This window comes from Arthrobacter sp. CAN_A6, assembly GCF_015751715.1.
Classification (GTDB): Bacteria; Actinomycetota; Actinomycetes; order Actinomycetales; family Micrococcaceae; genus Arthrobacter_D.
Genome location: NZ_JADOUV010000004.1, coordinates 154095 through 173406 on the forward strand (window position 1 = coordinate 154095; position 19312 = coordinate 173406).

19 protein-coding genes and 1 tRNA gene are annotated in these 19312 nt (G+C 65.1%); 14 read left to right on the plus strand and 6 right to left on the minus strand.

Annotated features, from left to right (window positions below; translation table 11 throughout):
- Positions 1-52: 52 nt before the first annotated feature.
- Positions 53-1525 carry an SDR family oxidoreductase gene (locus tag IWX75_RS09045; RefSeq protein ID WP_196821935.1) on the plus strand — a complete coding sequence of 491 codons (1473 nt, stop codon included), beginning with the start codon at positions 53-55 and terminating at the stop codon, positions 1523-1525.
- 39 nt (positions 1526-1564) lie between these two features.
- Here the strand turns inward: IWX75_RS09045 and IWX75_RS09050 are convergent, their stop codons facing one another.
- A complete protein-coding gene (locus IWX75_RS09050) occupies positions 1565-2740 on the minus strand; it encodes a multidrug effflux MFS transporter (protein ID WP_196822043.1) in 1176 nt (391 codons plus the stop codon).
- 421 nt (positions 2741-3161) lie between these two features.
- On the opposite strand from IWX75_RS09050, the gene IWX75_RS09055 reads away from it, so the two are divergent.
- The 6 genes from IWX75_RS09055 (at position 3162) to IWX75_RS09080 (ending at position 8342) form a co-directional block, all read left to right on the plus strand.
- Entirely contained in the window at positions 3162-3989 is an 828-nt protein-coding gene (locus IWX75_RS09055) for a phage holin family protein (protein ID WP_196821936.1), read from the plus strand.
- Between the two features lie 41 nt (positions 3990-4030).
- Complete coding sequence (locus IWX75_RS09060; protein ID WP_334684218.1) at positions 4031-4666, plus strand: CDP-alcohol phosphatidyltransferase family protein; 636 nt, start codon at positions 4031-4033, stop codon at positions 4664-4666.
- Positions 4667-5542, plus strand: a complete 876-nt coding sequence (locus tag IWX75_RS09065; protein WP_196821937.1) for a DMT family transporter — start codon at positions 4667-4669, stop codon at positions 5540-5542.
- Between the two features lie 59 nt (positions 5543-5601).
- Positions 5602-6798 carry a glycosyltransferase gene (locus IWX75_RS09070; protein ID WP_196821938.1) on the plus strand — a complete coding sequence of 399 codons (1197 nt, stop codon included), beginning with the start codon at positions 5602-5604 and terminating at the stop codon, positions 6796-6798.
- An 81-nt stretch (positions 6799-6879) separates the two neighbouring features.
- A tRNA-Ile gene (locus IWX75_RS09075) sits at positions 6880-6953 on the plus strand.
- Positions 6954-7151: 198 nt separating this feature from the next.
- Complete coding sequence (locus IWX75_RS09080) at positions 7152-8342, plus strand: acyl-CoA dehydrogenase family protein (RefSeq protein WP_196821939.1); 1191 nt, start codon at positions 7152-7154, stop codon at positions 8340-8342.
- 30 nt (positions 8343-8372) lie between these two features.
- Here IWX75_RS09080 and IWX75_RS09085 read toward each other — a convergent pair whose 3' ends face one another.
- Complete coding sequence (locus tag IWX75_RS09085; protein WP_334684219.1) at positions 8373-8954, minus strand: murein hydrolase activator EnvC family protein; 582 nt, start codon at positions 8952-8954, stop codon at positions 8373-8375.
- 398 nt (positions 8955-9352) lie between these two features.
- On the opposite strand from IWX75_RS09085, the gene rpsB reads away from it, so the two are divergent.
- The 6 genes from rpsB (at position 9353) to IWX75_RS09115 (ending at position 14444) form a co-directional block, all read left to right on the plus strand.
- Positions 9353-10321 (plus strand): 30S ribosomal protein S2, encoded by a 969-nt coding sequence (gene rpsB, locus IWX75_RS09090; RefSeq protein WP_196821940.1) that lies wholly within the window; start codon positions 9353-9355, stop codon positions 10319-10321.
- A 126-nt stretch (positions 10322-10447) separates the two neighbouring features.
- A complete protein-coding gene (tsf, locus tag IWX75_RS09095) occupies positions 10448-11284 on the plus strand; it encodes a translation elongation factor Ts (protein WP_196821941.1) in 837 nt (278 codons plus the stop codon).
- A 146-nt stretch (positions 11285-11430) separates the two neighbouring features.
- Positions 11431-12171 (plus strand): UMP kinase, encoded by a 741-nt coding sequence (gene pyrH, locus IWX75_RS09100; protein ID WP_196821942.1) that lies wholly within the window; start codon positions 11431-11433, stop codon positions 12169-12171.
- A gap of 110 nt (positions 12172-12281) precedes the next feature.
- Positions 12282-12839 carry a ribosome recycling factor gene (frr, locus tag IWX75_RS09105; protein ID WP_196821943.1) on the plus strand — a complete coding sequence of 186 codons (558 nt, stop codon included), beginning with the start codon at positions 12282-12284 and terminating at the stop codon, positions 12837-12839.
- A 64-nt stretch (positions 12840-12903) separates the two neighbouring features.
- The gene (locus IWX75_RS09110) at positions 12904-13806 is read left to right on the plus strand and encodes a phosphatidate cytidylyltransferase (protein WP_334684220.1); all 903 of its coding nucleotides are present in this window, start codon (positions 12904-12906) and stop codon (positions 13804-13806) included.
- A 62-nt stretch (positions 13807-13868) separates the two neighbouring features.
- Positions 13869-14444: a DivIVA domain-containing protein gene (locus IWX75_RS09115; RefSeq protein ID WP_196821944.1), complete on the plus strand. Its 576-nt coding sequence runs from the start codon at positions 13869-13871 to the stop codon at positions 14442-14444.
- Positions 14445-14558: 114 nt separating this feature from the next.
- Here IWX75_RS09115 and IWX75_RS09120 read toward each other — a convergent pair whose 3' ends face one another.
- From IWX75_RS09120 to IWX75_RS09135, 4 genes are read right to left on the minus strand one after another with little or no spacing between them, the layout of a single operon-like run.
- Entirely contained in the window at positions 14559-16025 is a 1467-nt protein-coding gene (locus tag IWX75_RS09120) for a sodium/solute symporter (protein WP_196822047.1), read from the minus strand.
- A gap of 25 nt (positions 16026-16050) precedes the next feature.
- A complete protein-coding gene (locus IWX75_RS09125) occupies positions 16051-16596 on the minus strand; it encodes a hypothetical protein (protein ID WP_334684221.1) in 546 nt (181 codons plus the stop codon).
- 8 nt (positions 16597-16604) lie between these two features.
- On the minus strand, positions 16605-17324 hold the full coding sequence (locus tag IWX75_RS09130) for a LytR/AlgR family response regulator transcription factor (RefSeq protein ID WP_026532090.1): 720 nt from the start codon (positions 17322-17324) through the stop codon (positions 16605-16607).
- A 19-nt stretch (positions 17325-17343) separates the two neighbouring features.
- Positions 17344-18531 carry a sensor histidine kinase gene (locus IWX75_RS09135; protein ID WP_196821945.1) on the minus strand — a complete coding sequence of 396 codons (1188 nt, stop codon included), beginning with the start codon at positions 18529-18531 and terminating at the stop codon, positions 17344-17346.
- Positions 18532-18922: 391 nt separating this feature from the next.
- Between IWX75_RS09135 and IWX75_RS09140 the strand changes: the two genes are divergently transcribed.
- Complete coding sequence (locus tag IWX75_RS09140) at positions 18923-19306, plus strand: DUF485 domain-containing protein (protein WP_196821946.1); 384 nt, start codon at positions 18923-18925, stop codon at positions 19304-19306.
- The last annotated feature ends 6 nt before the right edge of the window (positions 19307-19312 follow it).

A 19312-nucleotide genomic window follows, 5' to 3' on the forward strand; every position in this document is an offset into this window, starting at 1 on the left:
GTACCCGTCATGGACAGCCGGTACTGTCGGAGGGCGGGCGTAGGCTGGGGCCATGAAAAATGACGGCGCGCTCATCCTTGTCACCGGTGCCACTGGCTACCTCGGCGGCAGGCTCGTGACGAAGCTGGTGGCCGAGGGCCACAGCGTGCGCGTCGTGGTCCGCTCACCGCAAAAACTCAAGGATGTTCCGTGGGCGGACCAGGTCGACCTCATCGAGGGAGACCTGCAGGATCGTGGGACCATGCACCGCGCCTGCGAGGGTGTGGAAACCCTCTACTATCTCGTGCACTCAATGGGTTCGGGGAAGAACTTCGACGTGCGCGAGAGCGAGATCGCCGTCACCGTGTCGGAGGCGGCCGCCGAGGCCGGGGTCTCCCGGATCGTGTACCTCGGTGGGCTCCACCCCGAAGGCGTGACCCTGTCGACACACATGCGCTCCCGTACCCAGGTTGGCCGGATCCTGCTCGATTCCGGCACACCCACCATCGCCTACCAGGCCGGGGTGGTGATCGGCTCGGGGTCGGCGTCCTTCGAGATGATCCGGCATCTCTCCGACGTCCTGCCCGTCATGCCCGCACCCAGGTGGGTCCTCAACCGCATCGAGCCGATCGCGGTCCGCGACGTCATCCACTACCTCGTAGGAGCCCTCGACCTGCCGCCCGACCTCAATCGGACCTTCGACCTCGGCTCCCGTGAGGTGCTCACCTATGCGGAGATGATGAACCAGTACGCGGAGGCAGCGGGACTGCCGAGACGCAGGATCCTCGCACTGCCGGTTCTCACGCCTCGGCTGGCGGGCCACTGGGTCAACCTGGTGACGCCCATTCCGCGCGCCATGGCGATGCCGTTGATCGAGTCACTGCAGCACGACGCCATCACCGCCGAAAACGACATCGACGCCTACCTGCCCCTTCCGGAAGGTGGTCCCACCGGCTACCGCCGGGCCGTGGACCTCGCCCTGGGCAAAATGCGGGGCGGGGAGGTCGAGACGAGTTGGGCGGGAGCCTCCCAGCTCGACGCCGCCGCCGATCCACTGCCCTCCGATCCCCAGTGGGCGGGGCATACAGTTTTCACCGACCTGCAGACCTACAGCTCGTCGGCGCCGCCCGAGAAGCTGTGGAGCGTCGTCGAGGGCATCGGCGGCGAGAACGGCTGGTACTCCTGGCCGGTGGGCTGGGCCGCGCGGGGCTGGATGGACAAGCTCGCCGGGGGAGTAGGGCTGCGACGAGGCAGGCGGGACGCCCGGGAACTACTCACGGGCGAGGCCCTGGACTTCTGGCGCGTCGAGGAGATCGTCCGCGGGGAACGCCTGCGACTGCGCGCCGAGATGAAGGTGCCCGGCCGGGCATGGCTCGAGTTCTCGGTGGACCCCGACGGCTCAGGGAGCGCCTACCGCCAGCGCGCCGTCTTCTTCCCCCAGGGGCTCTCCGGGCGGCTGTACTGGCTCGCCGTGCTGCCGTTCCACGGCTTCATCTTCAAATCGATGGCGCGCAACATCGCGAAGACTGCGGAGGCAATGCCCTAGGGACGAATCGCGCGACTGCTGGATGAGTGGAACCAGCCGCTACTGCAGGGGAGGCACGCTTTTCGGCCGGATGACGGTCCACAGGAAAACGACGGCCAGGGCGACGCAGCCTGCCATGACGGCGGCCATCGGTGTGGCGGATCTGATGCCCAGTACTCCTACCAACGGCGACACCACTCCTGCGAGGCCGAAGGTCACAGCACCGAGCAGGGATGCTGCGGTTCCCGCCTGGGCGCCGTGGTTGATCAGCGCGAGTACCTGGACGCACGGGAACATGAAGCCTGCGGCGAAAATGTAGAACCACAGCGGGATGGCGGTTCCGAGAATGCCCAACCCGAGCTGGTCGAACACGATGATCAGTGTCGACATCGCCAGCATGGCTGCCGTCGCGTAGGCCATGACCCACTGAGGCCCGATGCGCCGAAGCACCCGCGAGCTGATCTGCAGTCCGCTGACCACCCCGAGGGAGTTCACGGCGAAGAGGAGCCCGTATTGCTGTTCGTTCAACCCGTACAGGTCCTGGAAGAGGAACGGCGATGCCGAGAGGTAGGAGAACAGTCCGGAAAAGTTCATGCCGCCCACCAGCAGCACGCCGATGAAGACGCGGTCGCTGAGGACCGCCCGGTAGCGCTGGAGCGCAGTGGAACCGGAACTCCTGCGTCGCTCCGCAGGAAGCGTCTCGATGATGAACACCGACACGGCAACGATGACCAGTACCCCATATCCGGCGAGGAACCAGAAGATGCCGGGCCAGGCCGTCACCAGCAGCAGCTGCGACCCGATCACCGGGGCGAAAATGGGTGCCATGCCGTTCACAAGCGCCATGTAGGAGAGATTCCGCACCAGGGCATGCCCGCTGAAGAGGTCGCGCACCATGGCCATGGCCACTACTCCGCCGCCGGCCGCACCCACGCCCTGGAGGACGCGGAAGATCATGAGCGCCGTGATGTCATCGGCGGAAGCGGCGCCGATCGAGGCCGCCACATGGAGCGACGTCGCAAGGATCAGTGGAACACGCCGTCCGATCTTGTCGCTGAGCGGTCCGACGACCAGCTGGCCGGCAGCGAATCCGACGATCGTCCCGGTCAGCGTCAGCTGGGTGGCGGCCTCGGATATTCCGAGGTCGCTCTGGAGCGCCGGAAACGCCGGCAGGTACAGATCGATGGTGAAGGGACCCAGTGCTGTCAGCGCACCGAGGGTCGCGATGTAGATCATCTTCTCGCGCCGCGTGAGTGCATCGCCTGGGTGGGAGAGGGGGGTCAAAAGTCTGCCTATCGAAACAAGGTGGTGGGGCGGAGCGCGCGCTAGTTGCCGGAGCGAATCAACGCACCCTCCATCTTAGGGCCGATCCCGAACCCACCCGGCGGCATCCGGCCGTCACCGCATTCGCCGTGCTGTCGTTCTTCTTCGTGAAGAAGAAGCTCGAGGAGTACAGCGGCCACGATCTCGAAGACAACACCGACCTCATTGCCCGCTGAGGGATGCACTTCGGCCGGGGAGTTCCGCGAAACCGCCCATAGCGTAGAAATGAACGAACTCCGCGGGAAAGCACGGGCAACGGGCGAGGGGCGCACCGGTGGTAATTTTAGGGTCAGTGTCATAACGGTTACTTCAAACAGGAATGGAGGCGGGGCGCATGAGCAGCTCGGCTAGCACACGCGGCAGGCGGTCCACGGGATCGCTTTCCCTCTTTGGGCTCATCAAGATACTCGCGCGGCTCACCCCGCGGCAGATCAGCGACGAATTCTCGCTGGCCCTGGAGCAGATGAAGCAGAAGGGGATCAAAGCGGGCGTCGCCGCCGCCTTCCTCGTCGTGGCGCTGATCTTTGTCCTCTTCTTCGCCGTCGCACTCATCGTGGCGGCGATCCTGGGGCTCGCAGAGGTTCTGCCGCCGTGGCTCGCCGCGCTCGTGGTCGCTGCCGCCTTCCTCGTTCTCGCCGCCATCATCGGGCTCATCGGCGTTTCGCGGTTCAAGAAGGCTCTGCCTCTGCTTCCGGAAGAGGCGATCCGCGGCGTCCGCTACGACCTCGGCGTGCTGAAGGAAGGTCGGAGCTTCAACCCGGCGGTGCTCGACATCAAGAAGCCGAAGGAAGATCCGAAGGACGACGACGCCCGGGACTCCGCACCGAAGGAACCCACGCCGTCGTACGAAGAGCTGCGTGGACGTTCCGGCGAGCGCCGGACGCACATCGCGGATGCGAGGGACTCCCTCGGGAGTCGGGTGGACATCAAGTCCCGCTTCGAGAAGGTCAAGAACGATGCGAAGGCCAAGAAGGAAGCAAAAGCGGTCGACGCTGCAAGTCGCACCGGCGGAGACGCCGGCAGCGGCAGGGTTGCCGCCGTCGCCGTGGAGAAGGAAGTTCCCCACAACATCTCCCTTGCCGATCGCTGGAAGCCGCTGAGCGTGCTCGCCGGCTCGGTGGCCACCCTGGTGGTCCTGCTGAGGCGCCTGCTTTCCAGATAGCAGCCGGCCCGGTGCCTGCATAATGGGAAGGGGAGGCATTGGTGATCAGATTTATCGGCGCCGGAACGCGGCCCGGGGCGCAGAACAGGGTCCTGACGACGGCATGGACCCTGCCCAACATCGTGACGATCGTCCGTTTCCTCGGCGTGCCGTTGTTCGTGTGGTTCATCGTGCGCCAGGAGTATGGCCCGGCCGTTGGAACACTCGTGATCCTCGGCTCGACCGATTGGATCGACGGGTATCTTGCTCGACGGTTCGATCAGATTTCAACGGTCGGCAAGTGGCTGGATCCCGTAGCGGACCGGACGGCCCTGATCGTGGTAGCCGTCACTTTCGTGGTGAACGGAATCGCACCCGCGTGGCTCGTCTGGATCATCGTCGTTCCCGACGTGATCCTGATCCTGAACATGCTCATCCTCTTCCGGGGCCCGAATCATCTGCCGGTGTCGAACATCGGCAAGATCCGTACGGCGCTGCTGCTCGTCGGCCTGCCGCTGCTCCTGCTGCACCGCGTGCCCGGCTACGATCAGCCCTGGATCTTCCTGTCCGCGCATGCCCTCCTCATTCTGGGATGCATCGGGCACCTCCTCGCCTTCTACGGTTATTTCACCGCGGCCCATAGGCAATACCGTCGTCAGGAGCGCCGCCAGGGGCCCATTGACGGTATCGCCGGCTGAATGGCTTTCCTTGCGATCGTGCTGGCGCTGGCAGGTGCGGTTTTCCTCGCCTTCGGCGCCCAGCGGCAAGGCAGCGCCGTTCGGGCGCATACCGGCGGCCTCGACCTCAATACCGCCGGCTTCCTGCGGCTCCTGCGGAACCCCCGGTGGATTCTCGGTCTCGTCCTGTTGGGCACAGGCACAGCACTGAACGTGGTGGCGCTGGCGTTGGCGCCGCTGACGGTGGTGCAGCCCATCGGTGCGATTGCGCTGGTGATCACCACCGTCGTGAATTCGAGGGATCAGGGCATCCGCATCAACCGGGCAACGATCGCCGCGATCACGGCCTGCGTCTTCGGCAGCGCCCTGTTCGTCCTCCTCGCGGTCAATGTCACCCAGCAGAACCATTCGGTCGCCGTCGGGCAGGAACTCTCGGTGGTCCTGCTGCTGGTGGTCGCCGTCGTCGTTTTCGGCACCCTTGCCGTCCTCGGGAAGCGCAGGCTCAACGCCTTCGCCTATATCCTCGGGGCGGGTGTGCTCTTCGGATTCGTCGCGGTGCTCACGAAGGTCATCATGACGCACCTGTTGGATCCGAACGGCCGGTTCCTGCTGAACGTCCCGCTGTACACGGCGGTCGCGTTCCTCGCCGCTGTGGGCCTCGGGATCTGGTTCGTCCAGAGCTCCTACGCCACAGGCCCTCCCGACCTGGTGATTGCCGGACTCACTGTGATCGATCCGCTCGTCGGCATTGCCGTGGGGATCACCATCCTGGGCGAACTGCAGCCCGACGTGCAGACGATTGCCGCCGTGGGCATGGCCACGGCGGCATTGATTGCTATCGTTGGAGTCATCGCGTTGTCGCGGCACCACCCCGATGTGGTGAGACGGCAGCACTAGGAATACCGACGCCGGCACCTGCCCGCCACTCCGAACAGACCTACGTAGGGGATCCCCGAGTGAACCACCCGGCTGGAAACAAGCCACTGACCATCCTGATCGCGGCCGACACCTATCCGCCGAACGTCAATGGGGCGGCGCAGTTCGGCTACCGGCTGGCCAAGGGCATGACCCGGCGCGGCCATGACGTGCACGTTCTTGCGCCGAATACCGAGAACGGCAGGAGTCACACCGAACCAGGCGGCGAGTGGGCCGTTCACCGCCTGCGCTCCCACAGCACCCCCACGCATGAGTACTGGCGGATCTGCCTGCCGTGGGAGATCCGGCGCGACGTGAGCATGTTGTTCGACCGGATCCAACCGGACGTGGTGCACATCCAGTGCCACTACATGGTGGGTGAGTACACGCTGTACGAGGCTGCGAAGCGCGGCATCCGTGTGGTGGCGACGAATCACTTCATGCCCGAGAACCTCAACCCGTTCCTTCCCTTTCCCGCATGGTTCAAGGAGATCGTCGCGAAGAACTCCTGGCGGGACATGGGCAGGGTCATGGGAAAGGCCGATGCCGTGACCACCCCCACGCCGCTCGCGGCGAAGGCGATGCACGATCACGCTTTCCTGCGGAAGGTGCTGCCCGTGTCCAACGGGATCGATTCCTCAGCGTACGAGTTGAAGCCCGGCGAGGAGATCGAGCCCCATCCGCACCCCACTGTGCTGTTCGTGGGCAGGCTCGCGGAGGAAAAGCACATCGACGTCCTCATCGACGCGATCGCGAAGACGCCGGTGGAGCTGAACGTGCACTGCGAAATCGTGGGTGGGGGAGAAGTGAAGCCCGCTCTCCAGGCGCAGGCCGCGCGGCTGGGCCTCGGCGGACGGGTCAGATTCCTTGGTCTGGCCAGCGATGAGGAGTTGCGGATCGCCTACCTGCGGGCCACTGTGTTCTGTCAGCCGGGTACGGCTGAGCTGCAGTCGCTCGTCACCCTGGAGGCGATGTCGGCCTACACGCCGGTGTTGCTGGCTGACGCCATGGCGTTGCCTCACCTCGTGGACGACGGCGAGAACGGTTACCTCTTCCCGCCCAATGACAGCGATCAGCTCGCGGCGCGCATCACCGAACTGGTCAGCCTCCCCTCCGCGGATCGTGAGCGGATGGGCAAGGCAAGCCGCTCCATGGCAGAAAAGCACGACATCAACACCTCACTCGCCACGTTCGAGGCCCTGTACTACGGGGCACCGACCGATGGCACTGCGATCTAGCGCATCCCGGCCGTCGCCAACGGCTACAATGAACGAGCAGTCGGGCCGTTCTGCCTCACCGGGCAGGCGCAACTGCGGCAGGGGGCTGTAGCTCAGCTGGTTAGAGCAGCGGACTCATAATCCGTTTGTCCTGGGTTCAAGCCCCAGCAGCCCTACCCTGGAAAGCTCCGGAATCCGGAAGGTGAACCTTCAGGATTTCGGGGCTTCTTCTTTCTCAACGGCTCTGCACTGGCGGGCTAAGTTACTCGCGGGTAACATCTTGATCATGGGTGTCGGCCATCAGGGCGCCCGGAAATCTCCAATCAGCGCCAGGTGAAGTACCGGTCGCCGGTGATCAGAGTGAAGGAATATCCATGAGCAAGCCAGCCATCGACCCCGACAACCTGCCGTACGCGGACGGAGACTTCTTCTCATTCGAAGAATTGCTTTCCGACAAGGAGCGCTCACGGCTCGCCGAGGTGCGCGCGTGGCTGACTGCGGAGGTGCGGCCCAACGCGGTGGCGTGGTGGAACGAGGGCTCCTTTCCCAAAAGCCTTATCCCCCGTCTCGCAGAGCTGGATTCGATGAGCCCCGTCCACCGGCAGGGCTACTCGAACCTTTTCGCCGGCATGATGCACGCCGAGTTCACCAGGGCAGACACATCGATCGCCACTTTCATCGGCGTCCACGACGGGCTGTTCACGGGCTCGATCGAGCTTCTGGCCTCCAAGGAGCAGCAGGACGAGTGGCTGCCGGACATCTATTCGTTCCGGAAGATCGGCGCCTTCGGGCTGACCGAGCCCCTCGGCGGGTCCGATGTTGCGGGCGGCACGCGGACCACTGCCCGGCGCGACGGCGCCAACTGGGTCCTGAACGGCGCAAAGCGGTGGATCGGCAATGCCACGTTCTCGGACTGGGTGGTCATCTACGCCCGTGACGTCGAGGACAACCAGGTCAAGGGCTTCCTGGTGGACACATCGCTTCCCGGCTACGCGGCCACGAAGATCGAGAACAAAATCGCCTTGCGCACGGTGGAGAACGCCGACATCACCCTCCAGAACGTGGTGGTCGCAGATGACTTCCACCTCAAGGGTGCCAACAGCTTCCATGACACGAACAAGGTATTGAAGGTTACGCGGCTCTCGGTGGGCTGGCAGGCGGTGGGGCAGCAGTTGGCCGCCTTCGACGTCGCCCGCCGCTACGCGGTGGAACGCCAGCAGTTCGGCAGGCCCATTGCCTCCTTCCAGCTCGTGCAGCAGCAACTCGTGCAGATTCTGGGCAACGCCATGAGTTCGATGGGGATGATGGTCCGCCTGTCCCAGCTCGAGGACGCTGGAACCGCGAAGGATGAACAGTCCGCCCTCGCGAAGGCGTTCACGACGGCGCGGATGCGTGAAAGTGTGGCCGCCGGACGCAACATCCTCGGGGGGAACGGGATCGTTACGGATTACGAGATGGCGAAGATCTTCTCCGACGCTGAAGCCATCTACACCTACGAAGGCACCCAGGAAATGAACACCCTGGTCACCGGCCGTGCAGTCACCGGAATTTCGGCTTTCGTCTAGGTCAAGCCAAGGGCCGGATGCCCGTGGGCGTCAGCGGCGGAGCGGAAGCAGGACCGAAGGGCGGCGGTCCGAGACGTAGGCAAGCGGGTCGACATATTCGCCCTGGAGACGGACGCCCCAGTGAACGCACAGCACGGGGCAGTGGGCCGGCCCCTTGATGGTCCCGACGGCGTCCCCTGCGCCAACCCGATCGCCTTTCCTCAGAGTTGTTGCAACCGGCTCGAAGCTGCTGACCAGGCCGTCGCCGTGGTCGATCGAGAGTACCGGGCGGTCGACCACGGTGCCGGCGAAGGAGACGAAACCGTCGGCGGGACTGAGGACCGGCGCGGCCGCTCCGGCTCCGGTCGACCGCGCGGCCGAGAGATCCACGCCACGGTGGCCCGCCTTCCACCGTTCGGGTGGGGGTTGGAAGTGCCGGAGGACACCCGGTTCGGGGGCCAGCGGCCATGACCAGGGAGCGGTGAACGAACCGGGCGCCGTCGTGGTGGACGGCGCGGTTCCGCCGGTGGCAAGCGCCAGCGCGAGGACGGCGGCCTCCACCATCCGCCGCGGCCGGGGACGGACAGCAGGCCTTCGCATCCGCCGAAGGCGTCGGGGGAGATTTCCGGTCATGACGGCACTCTTCCCGATCCAGCAGGTTCGAACGCAGGACGTTCTCCTCATGTGGACATCAGGGGGACGTCGACCGGCTCGGCTGACCCGCACGTCAACCACCCCTGGGCCCTGTAGTACACTGGGCAGAGCAGTTTGCTGCATTCCCATCCCCTCCAGCCGCAAGGCTCACCCGGGTCGGTTTGAGCCGAACTGACTACGCGTGCCTGCGACCCGCCTCCGTCAAGGAGATTCGGGGTGTTCGTCCAACGGTCCGGGAAAACCGGGTAGGGCGGATGCGTTGTCCAACGGACAGGCACCAGGAGTTCCGCCCACCCCGGGCGGAATGCTGATAACCGTCAACAAGCAGAGGCAGCGCGCTGAGCCGCGCAGGAGCCCTGCTGAAAGAAAGGCAGAACATGCCAGTAGTAACAATGCGCCAGCTTCTCGACAGCGGCGTCCACTTCGGTCACCAGACCCGCCGCTGGAACCCGAAGATGAAGCGCTTCATCTTCACCGAGCGCAACGGCATCTACATCATCGACCTCCAGCAGTCGCTGTCCTATATCGACCGCGCTTACGAGTTCGTCAAGGCCACCGTCGCCCACGGCGGCACCGTACTCTTCGTGGGTACCAAGAAGCAGGCCCAGGAAGCCATCGCCGACCAGGCCACCCGCGTGGGCCAGCCCTACGTCAACCAGCGCTGGCTCGGTGGCATGCTCACCAACTTCCAGACTGTTTCCAAGCGCATCCAGCGCATGAAGGAACTCGAAGAGATCGACTTCGACGACGTCGCCGGTTCGGGTCACACCAAGAAGGAGCTCCTGCTCCTTCGTCGTGAGCTCACCAAGCTCCAGAGCAACCTCGGCGGTATCCGCAACCTGACCAAGGCTCCGTCCGTGGTCTGGATCGTCGATACCAAGAAGGAGCACCTCGCCATCGACGAGGCGAAGAAGCTCAACATCCCCGTTGTCGCGATCCTCGACACCAACTGCGATCCCGATGAGGTCGACTTCCCGATCCCGGGCAATGATGACGCCATCCGTGCAGTGAACCTGCTGACCCGCGTGGTAGCGGATGCCGTCGCCGAGGGCCTGATCGCCCGCCACAACCGCTCGGGCAACAACGATTCGGCTGCCGCCGATGAGCCCATGGCCGAGTGGGAGCGCGAGTTGCTCCAGGGCAACTCCGAGGCTCCTGCTGCTGAAGCAGCAGAAGCCCCTGCCGCTGAAGCGCCTGCAGCTGCTGAGGCCGCCGCGCCCGAGGCTGCAGCTGATGCCGCCCCCGCTGCCGAAGAGGCTCCTGCCGGCCTGCAGGCTCCCATCGCCGAGGAAGTCCCCGAAGCAGTAGCTCCCGCCACGGAAGCCGCAGCCGACGACACCAAGTAGTTCCAGCTGCGGAAGGGGTGCGGGTAAATCCGCGCCCCTTCCGCATGCTCCGCCGGTCCTTCCTTTCGAAAGCGGGCCGGTGTTTCGCTCTTCCTTCAGCAGATCAATCCCAACCTAGGAGTTCGTATGGCAAACTACACTGCCGCTGACATCAAAGCCCTCCGTGAGCGCACCGGCGCCGGCATGATGGACGTGAAGAAGGCACTCGACGAAGCCGATGGCAACGCCGAGAAGGCCATGGAACTGATTCGTATCAAGGGACTCAAGGGCGCCACCAAGCGCGAAGGCCGCTCCACGGCCGAGGGCCTCGTCGCCGCGCGCGTCGAGGGCAATGTCGGCGTCATGGTCGAGGTCAACTGTGAGACCGATTTCGTCGCCAAGGCCGGACCGTTCATCGATTTCTCCCAGAAGGTACTGGGAGCCGCGATCGACTCCGGAGCCACGGACGTCGAGTCCCTCCTGGCCTTCGACCTGGACGGCAGGCCCGTTTCGGAGCACGTCATCGAAGCCGGTGCGCTGCTCGGCGAAAAGGTCGATGTCCGTCGGGTTGCCCGCGTCGAAGGCAATATCGTCGACGCCTACATGCACAAGACGTCGAAGGACCTGCCCGCGCAGGTCGGCGTCCTGTTCGCCGTCGAGGGTGAGGGCGACTCCGCCGCTGTCGCTGCTCACGACGTCGCCGTCCACATTGCTGCCTACTCGCCGACCTACCTGACGCGCGATGAGGTTCCTGCCGAGCTCGTCGAGTCGGAGCGGCGCATTGCTGACGAGACTGCCCGCGCCGAGGGCAAGCCGGAGCAGGCCCTCACCAAGATCGTGGAAGGCCGCCTGACCGGATTCTTCAAGGAGGGGGTCCTGGTGGACCAGGCCTTCGCGAAGGATGCCAAGAAGTCCGTTGCCCAGGTGCTCAGCGAAGCCGGGGTCAAGGCAACCGCCTTCGCCCGCTTCCGCGTAGGAGCATAGCGGGTCCGAGGCAACAGGCCGTTGTACCGATGAAGGGTGGCCGCAATAGGCGGCCACCCTTTTTCGCGCCCGGTGGACGCACCGTATTCTGTTACAGGTTTCATTCTGCACGTCAAGATTCACCCGCTCGATGCCCGGGAGGCACCATGAACATCCTTGAAACGGCGACACACAGCGGGACAAAGGGCCGACGACGCGTGCTGCTGAAGCTCTCCGGTGAGGTTTTCGGCGGCGGGAAACTCGGGGTGGATCCTGAGACTGTGCGCTCCGTCGCCAAGCAGATCGCCGCCACCATCGACGAGGTGGAAGTCGCTATCGTCGTCGGCGGAGGAAACTTCTTCCGGGGCGCGGAACTATCGCAGAGTGGAATGGATCGCTCGAGGGCCGACTACATGGGCATGCTCGGTACTGTCATGAACTGCCTCGCACTGCAGGACTTCCTGGAGCAGGCGGGGGTGGAGACCCGGGTTCAGAGTGCGATCACCATGGGGCAGGTTGCCGAGGCCTACATCCCGCGGAGGGCCATCCGCCACCTGGAAAAGGGCCGCGTGGTCATTTTCGGTGCCGGCGCTGGACTGCCCTATTTCTCCACCGACACCGTCGCGGCCCAGCGCGCGCTCGAGGTCCATGCGGACGAAGTCCTGATGGCGAAGAGCGGGGTGGACGGTGTCTACACCGCCGATCCCCATAAGGACCCCACAGCAAGAAAGCTCGACACCCTGTCCTACGATGAAGCACTGAGGCGGGACATCCGGGTCATGGACCAGACGGCCATGACCATGTGCAAGGACAACGACCTGACCATGGTGGTCTTCGGCATGGAGGGTGAGGGAAACGTGACCCGTGCCATTCGCGGTGAGGCGCTGGGAACAGTCGTGACGACCTAGTACCCCCGCAGGTCGCCCGATGGATATTGGGCTGAGTAACGGGGCGTGTGAACTAGGATTGAAAACCGGACCGGTTGCCGTGCAACTGAATGCAGAGCTAAGGAGACGTCGTGATCGAAGAGACATTGCTAGAGGCCAGCGAAAAAATGGACAAGGCCGTGGACGTAGCAAAGGACGATTTCGCGACGGTCCGCACCGGCCGTGCAAATGCTTCGATGTTCTCCAAAGTCGTGGTGATGTACTACGGCTCGCCGACGCCCCTGCAGCAGCTGGCCTCGTTCCAGAACCCGGAGGCGCGCACGCTGCTGATCACGCCGTTCGACAGGTCGTCGCTCAACGACATCGAACGCGCGCTGCGCGACTCTGATCTGGGAGCGAACCCGTCCAACGACGGCAACGTCATCCGGGTGGTCCTCCCCGAACTGACCCAGGAGCGGCGCAAGGAGTACGTCAAGCTCGTGCGCACGAAGGCCGAGGATGCGAAGATCTCGATCCGCAACATCCGGCGGAAAGCGAAGGACGGCATCGACAAGGCCGTCAAGGACGGCGACGCCGGTGAGGACGAGGGTTCGCGGGCGGAGAAGGAACTCGACTCCCGCACGAAGTCGCATACCGACACCATCGATGAGCTGTTGAAGCGCAAGGAAACCGAGCTCCTAGAAGTCTGATGACCCACCTCCAGCCTCCCGAGCGCACGGGCGCATTCCCGGGTTACGGCAGGGGTGGTACCCGGTGAGTCGGCGGTCCGTCCGCGCGGGTCGTCCGCAAAAGCGAGGGTTCTCTCTCTTCCCGCGGAGGAAGGCCGGCACGCCCGGGCAGCAGTCCCGCGCCGGCCGCAATCTGCCTGCGGCGATCGGCGTCGGTGCTGCCCTCCTGATCCCTATACTCGCGGGCCTGATGTTCCTGCCCCTTGCGTTCGTCTTCACCGTTGCCGTCCTCGGTGCGGTCGGTGTGTGGGAAACGTCCCGTGCCCTCGAGGTGCGGCGCATTCGGGTTCCGCTGGCGCCGTCCCTCGCCGCAAGCATCGCCATGCCGCTCGCTGCCTACTTCGGGGGGGCGGAAAGCCTGGCCTTCGCATCCGTGGCGTCGGTATTCGTACTCCTGGTGTGGCGTTCCCTGGACCCGGCACCCGACGCGACGCGCAGCATCATGGCAGGCACCTTCACGCTGCTGTGGGTTCCCTTCCTGCTCAGCTTCGCCATGCTGCTGGTTCGGGCGGACGGCGGTCCGCTCGTCATCGCGACGCTGCTTCTCCTGGTGGTTGCCAACGACACGTTCGGCTACATCATCGGAGCCACTTTCGGAAAGCATGCCATGGCTCCGAAGATCAGTCCGAAGAAATCGTGGGAGGGTTTCGGCGGATCCATCGGCGGGGCAGTCCTCGTGGGTGTACTCTGCTCGCTCTTCCTGCTGGGCCAGCCGGTGTGGGTGGGGCTGATCCTCGCCGTCGCTACCGTGGCTTCGGCAACAGCCGGGGACCTCGCTGAGTCGATGATCAAGCGGGAGCTCGGGGTCAAGGACATGGGAACGATCCTCCCCGGCCACGGGGGTGTCATGGACCGGCTCGACTCGATCGTGTTCGCTTCACCGATGGCGTACCTTCTGTCGGCTACATTGGTTCCGGGCCTGCTGTAACCGCCCGGGCGCACCTCCCGATCCCGGATCCCGGCAGGCCGGTCTCAGTAGAAGGACACTCCATGGATTCCGCTCGACAGGGCACCCCCTTCGCTCGTGTTGCACACCAGGCGTACGGCTACAACGTCCGTCAGGTGGACAGGTTCCTGACCCGGGCGCAGCAGCATTACACGGTCGGGGGTTCGCAGGGCGATTCAGTCACGAGCGCGGTAGTCCGTTCCAAGATCTTCGCCCCGGCCAGGGGAGGCTACGAGCCGCGGGCCGTCGATGCGGCCCTGGACCGGCTGGAGGACGCCTTCGCCCTTCGCGAGCGGGACGACCTGATCGAGTCGAAGGGCCAGGACGCATGGCTTCGGCAGATCGGCCGTCAGGCGGCCGTCCTCAAGGGACGGCTGAACCGTGCTCCAGGAGAGCGGTTCCGCCGCCCGACGGGCAGGAAAGCGTCCGCCTACAACGTGGAGGACGTCGACGCCCTCTGCGGAAAGCTCCTCGGCTACCTCGACAACTCCCTACCGCTGAGCGTCGATGTGGTGCGCCGTTCGGTCTTCCGGGGAACAGCAGGTTCGGAAGGATACGAGGAAGCGCAGGTGGATGCATTCCTTGACCGGGTGGTCGAGCTCATGACTGCGATCGACTAGCAGCGATCGGTTGGCGTTAATTGGCTGGCGATAACTGGTTTGCGTTAATTGGTTGGCGGCGATCGGCTGGCGGTAAACGGCCTGCGGCGATCGGCTGGTCGGTTGGCCTACCGCCTACGGCGTTTCGGGGCTGTGCAGCCGCGCAAGGATCCGGGATGTACCTGGGGGCCTGCGGTTTCGGGTCGCCTTCGATGCCAGGATGGTCACGAGGAACGCTGCAGGAACCGTCCACAGCGCCGGTTGCTGTAGCCAGGCAAAATCCGGTGCCGCTTCAGCCCCGAGAAGTGCGGCGGAGAGGATCGCCCCGCCGCACAGCACCCCGCCGGTCAGCATGCCCGCCACCGCGCCGACGTCGGTGAGTCCGGTCCACCAGATGCCGAGCAGCAGGAGCGGACAGATCGTCGAGGCAGTGAAAGCGAAGACGGACCCTACGCTTCCCGCCAACGCCTGCGTGTCGGTCAGCAGCGCGAACACCAGGGGAATCACTGCAGAGAGGACTGCTGCCCTCCGGAACCCCCGAACACTTCCGGAGAAGAATTCCTGGCTCACCACTCCGGCAAGGGAAACCACCAGTCCGCTTGTCGTCGACAGGAAGGCGGCGAAGGCTCCTGCTGTCACGAGGGCGGAGAGCAGGTCTCCGGCGACGCCGTCGAAGATCCGGCCGGGTAGCAGGAGCACCGTGGAGTCCGCGCTGCCGGCCCCGGCGAGCTCAGGGGTGTAGATGCGGCCCAGGATCCCGTACGCCGTGGGGAGGAGGTAGAACACCGAGAGCAACCCCAACACGATCAGGGTGGTGCGCCTGGCGGAGGCGCCGTCGGGATTCGTATAGAACCTCACAAGGATGTGTGGGAGGCCCAGCGTCCCGAACAGCAGGGCGATCACCAGTGAGATGGTGCTGTAGAGGGAGGCCTGTCCGGTGATGTCCAGGTCAGTGGTGAACGCGGCGCCCTGCGCGGTGATGGGCATGCCCGCCGATCCAAGACGGAGGAGGATGAACACCAGCGGAACTGCCAGCGCGGTGAGTTTGAGCCAGTATTGGAACGCCTGGACGAAGGTGATGGATCGCATTCCGCCCGTCACGACGCTGAGGGCAACGACCACGACGACGGCGACTGGGCCCACCCAGGAGGGCAGACCCGTGGTGATTCGGACCGTGAGGGCCGCGCCGTGCAGCTGCGGAACGATGTAGAGCCACCCCACCACGATGACCAGCAGACTGGTGACGCGGCGCACCAGCAGCGAATCGAGTCGCGCCTGGGCGAAGTCGGGGATGGTGTAGGCGCCGGAGCGGCGCAGGGGGGCAGCGACGAACAGCAGCAGCATCAGGTAGCCGGCGGTGTAGCCGATCGGAAACCAGAGCGCGTCGACCCCGGAGATGAGAATCAGGCCGGCCACGCCGAGGAAGCTCGCCGCCGAGAGGTACTCACCACCGATTGCGGAAGCGTTCCACCAGGGTCGCACGGTGCGGGAGGCGACGTAGAAGTCGCCCGTGGTGCGGGAGATCCGCAGGCCGTAGATGCCGATCAGTACCGTACTCAGCGCCACCAGCACCAGGGCTGCGTAGCCCACCACGGGGTTCATGCCGATAGCGGTCGACGGGAGGAGTTCAGAATTCATCGATCAGGTCCTGGAAGCGCTTCTCGTTGCGCGAGGCGCTGCGGACATAGAGCGCCGCGCAGCCGATCACCAGCGGATAGATGCAAAACCCCAGCAGGAGCCAGGGCACGGGGACGGTGAACACCGTCACTCCACTGATCGCGGGAAAGATGGTCAACAGCACCGGGATGCCGATGAGGATGATGAGGAACCCGCCCGCCACCACGAGGGCGAGGCGCAGCTGGGACCGGATCAGTGAGGTGACGAAGAGCTGGCCCACCTCCGATTCCTCTGCCACCTCCCTCATCACGGGATAGGAGCTGCTGGTGGGCCGTGCGCTGGTACGCGGGGCGGTGACGCGGACGCGCTGGGGCGCCGAAACGGGTGGTGCAGCGGCCGGAGAGTCCGGTGCGACATCCAGCGCGCGATCCGCTCGATTCCTCCGAGGGGGGACCAGCGGGGTTTCAGGCGAGCCGTCGGTCGGGTCGTCCGAGAGGGTTGTCGGCGGGGACTCCGGCACGGACATCGGGGTCGACGGCTCCCCGGGAAGACTCATCCGCGCCCTTACTGGCCGGGCCGGAGGCGGGTGGCTTCGAGTTTCTCCCGCACATCGGGGAGGTGCCGGCGGCTGACCGGCAGTTCGGCGTCGCCCACCAGCAGGCTGGCCCGTCCGGCACTGATGCGGACCTGCCGAACCTGATCCATGGCGACGAGGTACGAGCGGTGGGTGCGGAGGAAGCCGGCGTCGGCCCACTGGCGTTCGAGGTCGTTGAGCGGGATACGGATCAAATAGCTTGCCTCCGCGGTGTGGAGCCGCGCGTAGTCGCCCTGTGCCTGCACGTAGCGGATCTCGTCGCGGCGGATCATCCGGCTGATACCGCCCTGGTCCACGGTGATGACTTCCGGAGCAGCGGTAACACCCTCCATCAGCTCACAGATGCGCCGCACGGATTCGGCGAGCCGCTCCACGCGCACGGGTTTGAGGAGGTAGTCCACCGCGCGCAGTTCGAACGCCTCCAGCGCGCGGTCCTCATCAGCCGTGACGAAGACGACGGCGGGCGGCCGGCTGAAGCGTGAGATCACCCGGGCGATGTCGAGGCCGGAGAGGGAGGGCATGTGGATATCGAGGAACAGGGCGTCGACGTCGTGCATCTCGAGCGCCCGCAGGGCCTCAGCTCCGCTCGAGGCGCGGTGGATCGTTCTGATGCGGGGATCCCGGGAAAGCAGGAAAGCCAGTTCCTCCACTGCGGGGAGCTCATCATCGGCGATGACAACATTGACCATGACTACTAGGTTACGTCCCTCAGGCCTGGTGGTCCGGCTGCGACTTGGGCACACGCATGGTGATCAGCGTTCCCGCCCCGGGCGCTGTGTCGATGATCAGCCCGTGGTCGTCACCGTAGACCTGGCGCAGGCGTGAATCGACGTTCCGCAGTCCCACATGTACGCCCTCCGTGTGGCCCGCCAGGACCAGGCGGAGATGCTCAGGGTCGATGCCGACGCCGTCGTCCTCGATGGTCACCTCGGCGAAGGCACCGGCGTCGTGCGCGGTGATCGTGATGTGCCCGGTGCCGTCCTTCGAATCCAGCCCGTGGCGCACCGCGTTCTCGACGAGGGGTTGGAGGCTCAGGAACGGGATCACCGTACTCAGTACCTCGGGTCCGATCTCGAGCTTCACCTTGAGCCGCTCGCCGAAGCGGGCCCGCTCGAGCAGCAGGTAGCGGTCGATGCTCTTCAGTTCCTCGGCAACGGTGGTGAAGTCGCCGTGCCTGCGGAACGAATAGCGCGTGAAGTCGGCGAATTCGACAACGAGCTCCCGGGCCCGTGCCGGATCGGTGTTGATGAACGAAGCGATGGCGTTCAGCGAGTTGTAGATGAAGTGCGGGCTGATCTGTGCGCGCAGGGCACGAACTTCGGCCTCGGCGAGGAGGCGCCTTGATGAGGCCAGTTCGGCCAGTTCAATTTGGGTGGACACCCAGCCGGCGAGTTCGTTGGTGGCCCGGACAAGGCCCGCATTGACGTCCGGTGCGAAGGCGCCGACCGTCCCGATGATCCGCTGGTCCACGCGCACCGGAGCGACGACGAGTTCGCCGCCGCCGGGAACGCCCGCCTCGTCGAGCTGTGTGCTGCGGAAGATCTGGGTGCGTCCGCTGTCCAGCACCCGCTGGATCAGCAGCATGACGGCGGAGGGCAGGGAGCGGCTCCCGTCCGAGGCGAGCATGGCGGCATCGTCGGTCATGACCAGTGTGTCGCACCGCAGCAGGCCCCTCAGGTGGCGGCTGGCCTTCGCGGCGCCCGACGCAGTCAGTCCCTCCCTCAGATGCTCGGAAGCAAGCGCCGCGGTGTGGAGCGTGGCGTAGGTGGCGCGGTCGGCGTCCGAGCCGAGGTCACGGGAGGAGCGTGACAAACGGAACCCGAGGGCGGCAACGATGGCGATGGTGACAACGACGACGGCGCATACCAGGGCGGTGTCGACGGCGGCGCTGAACATTCCCCAAGACTAGCGGCCGGCCGGACAAGCGCTTTCAATGTCGTGGTGATCCGCAAGAACCCCGGCAAGTCCTGATAACCGCCGGCTACCTCCGCCGTTCATGCCGCGGGCGTGGTCCATCCGGGCGACTGCTGCTCCGGACCTGACGACTGCCGCTGTCGACTCGCCGGTCACCCTGGTGTCGTCGCCGGAATGCGTCGGTCATCCGTTCGGCGCAGCGGCCGACCGTTCACCGCACTTCGGGATGCTTTCGGCGATCCGTCCTGCGGCGGAACTGGGAAACACGAGCCGGAGGCAGCACAGTGATGGGAGTCACACCAACGTGCCGACACCTGCCTGGCGACGAAAGCCGGCTGCGGTGAGGGGGAAGCGCCTAATTGGAGGAGGAACAATGGGTTCGCACCCAGTTGAACCGGCTGCTGGATCACCAGCTGCCGTGGACTTCACGGAAGTCCAGCAAACCGAGCAGTTCAGGGAACTGCGCAAACGCCACCGGAGTTTCGTCTTTCCCATGGCAGTGGTTTTCCTGCTCTGGTACTTCGCCTACGTGCTCCTGGCTGATTATGCCCACGAGTTCATGGCCACCCCCGTGTGGGGCAACATCAATATCGGAATCGTCCTGGGTCTGCTGCAGTTCGTCAGCACCTTCGGCATCACCATGTGGTACGTCAGCTACGCCAACAAGCGGCTCGACCCGATCGCAGCGAACATCCGGCACGAACTCGAAGAAGCGGCCCCCGAGGCTTTCAGTGACACACCAGGCGGAAAGAAATGATCAATA

Coding starts and splice junctions, on each gene's coding strand:
- rpsB (WP_196821940.1), top strand. CDS start 9,353: ATGCCAGTAGTAACAATGCGCCAGCTTCTCGACAGCGGCGTCCACTTC.
- IWX75_RS09050 (WP_196822043.1), bottom strand. CDS start 2,740: ATGATCTACATCGCGACCCTCGGTGCGCTGACAGCACTGGGTCCCTTC.
- IWX75_RS09130 (WP_026532090.1), bottom strand. CDS start 17,324: ATGGTCAATGTTGTCATCGCCGATGATGAGCTCCCCGCAGTGGAGGAA.
- IWX75_RS09045 (WP_196821935.1), top strand. CDS start 53: ATGAAAAATGACGGCGCGCTCATCCTTGTCACCGGTGCCACTGGCTAC.
- IWX75_RS09120 (WP_196822047.1), bottom strand. CDS start 16,025: ATGAACCCCGTGGTGGGCTACGCAGCCCTGGTGCTGGTGGCGCTGAGT.
- pyrH (WP_196821942.1), top strand. CDS start 11,431: ATGAACATCCTTGAAACGGCGACACACAGCGGGACAAAGGGCCGACGA.
- tsf (WP_196821941.1), top strand. CDS start 10,448: ATGGCAAACTACACTGCCGCTGACATCAAAGCCCTCCGTGAGCGCACC.
- IWX75_RS09135 (WP_196821945.1), bottom strand. CDS start 18,531: ATGTTCAGCGCCGCCGTCGACACCGCCCTGGTATGCGCCGTCGTCGTT.
- IWX75_RS09065 (WP_196821937.1), top strand. CDS start 4,667: ATGGCTTTCCTTGCGATCGTGCTGGCGCTGGCAGGTGCGGTTTTCCTC.
- IWX75_RS09115 (WP_196821944.1), top strand. CDS start 13,869: ATGGATTCCGCTCGACAGGGCACCCCCTTCGCTCGTGTTGCACACCAG.
- IWX75_RS09085 (WP_334684219.1), bottom strand. CDS start 8,954: ATGACCGGAAATCTCCCCCGACGCCTTCGGCGGATGCGAAGGCCTGCT.
- IWX75_RS09080 (WP_196821939.1), top strand. CDS start 7,152: ATGAGCAAGCCAGCCATCGACCCCGACAACCTGCCGTACGCGGACGGA.
- IWX75_RS09140 (WP_196821946.1), top strand. CDS start 18,923: ATGGGTTCGCACCCAGTTGAACCGGCTGCTGGATCACCAGCTGCCGTG.
- IWX75_RS09125 (WP_334684221.1), bottom strand. CDS start 16,596: ATGAGTCTTCCCGGGGAGCCGTCGACCCCGATGTCCGTGCCGGAGTCC.
- IWX75_RS09055 (WP_196821936.1), top strand. CDS start 3,162: ATGAGCAGCTCGGCTAGCACACGCGGCAGGCGGTCCACGGGATCGCTT.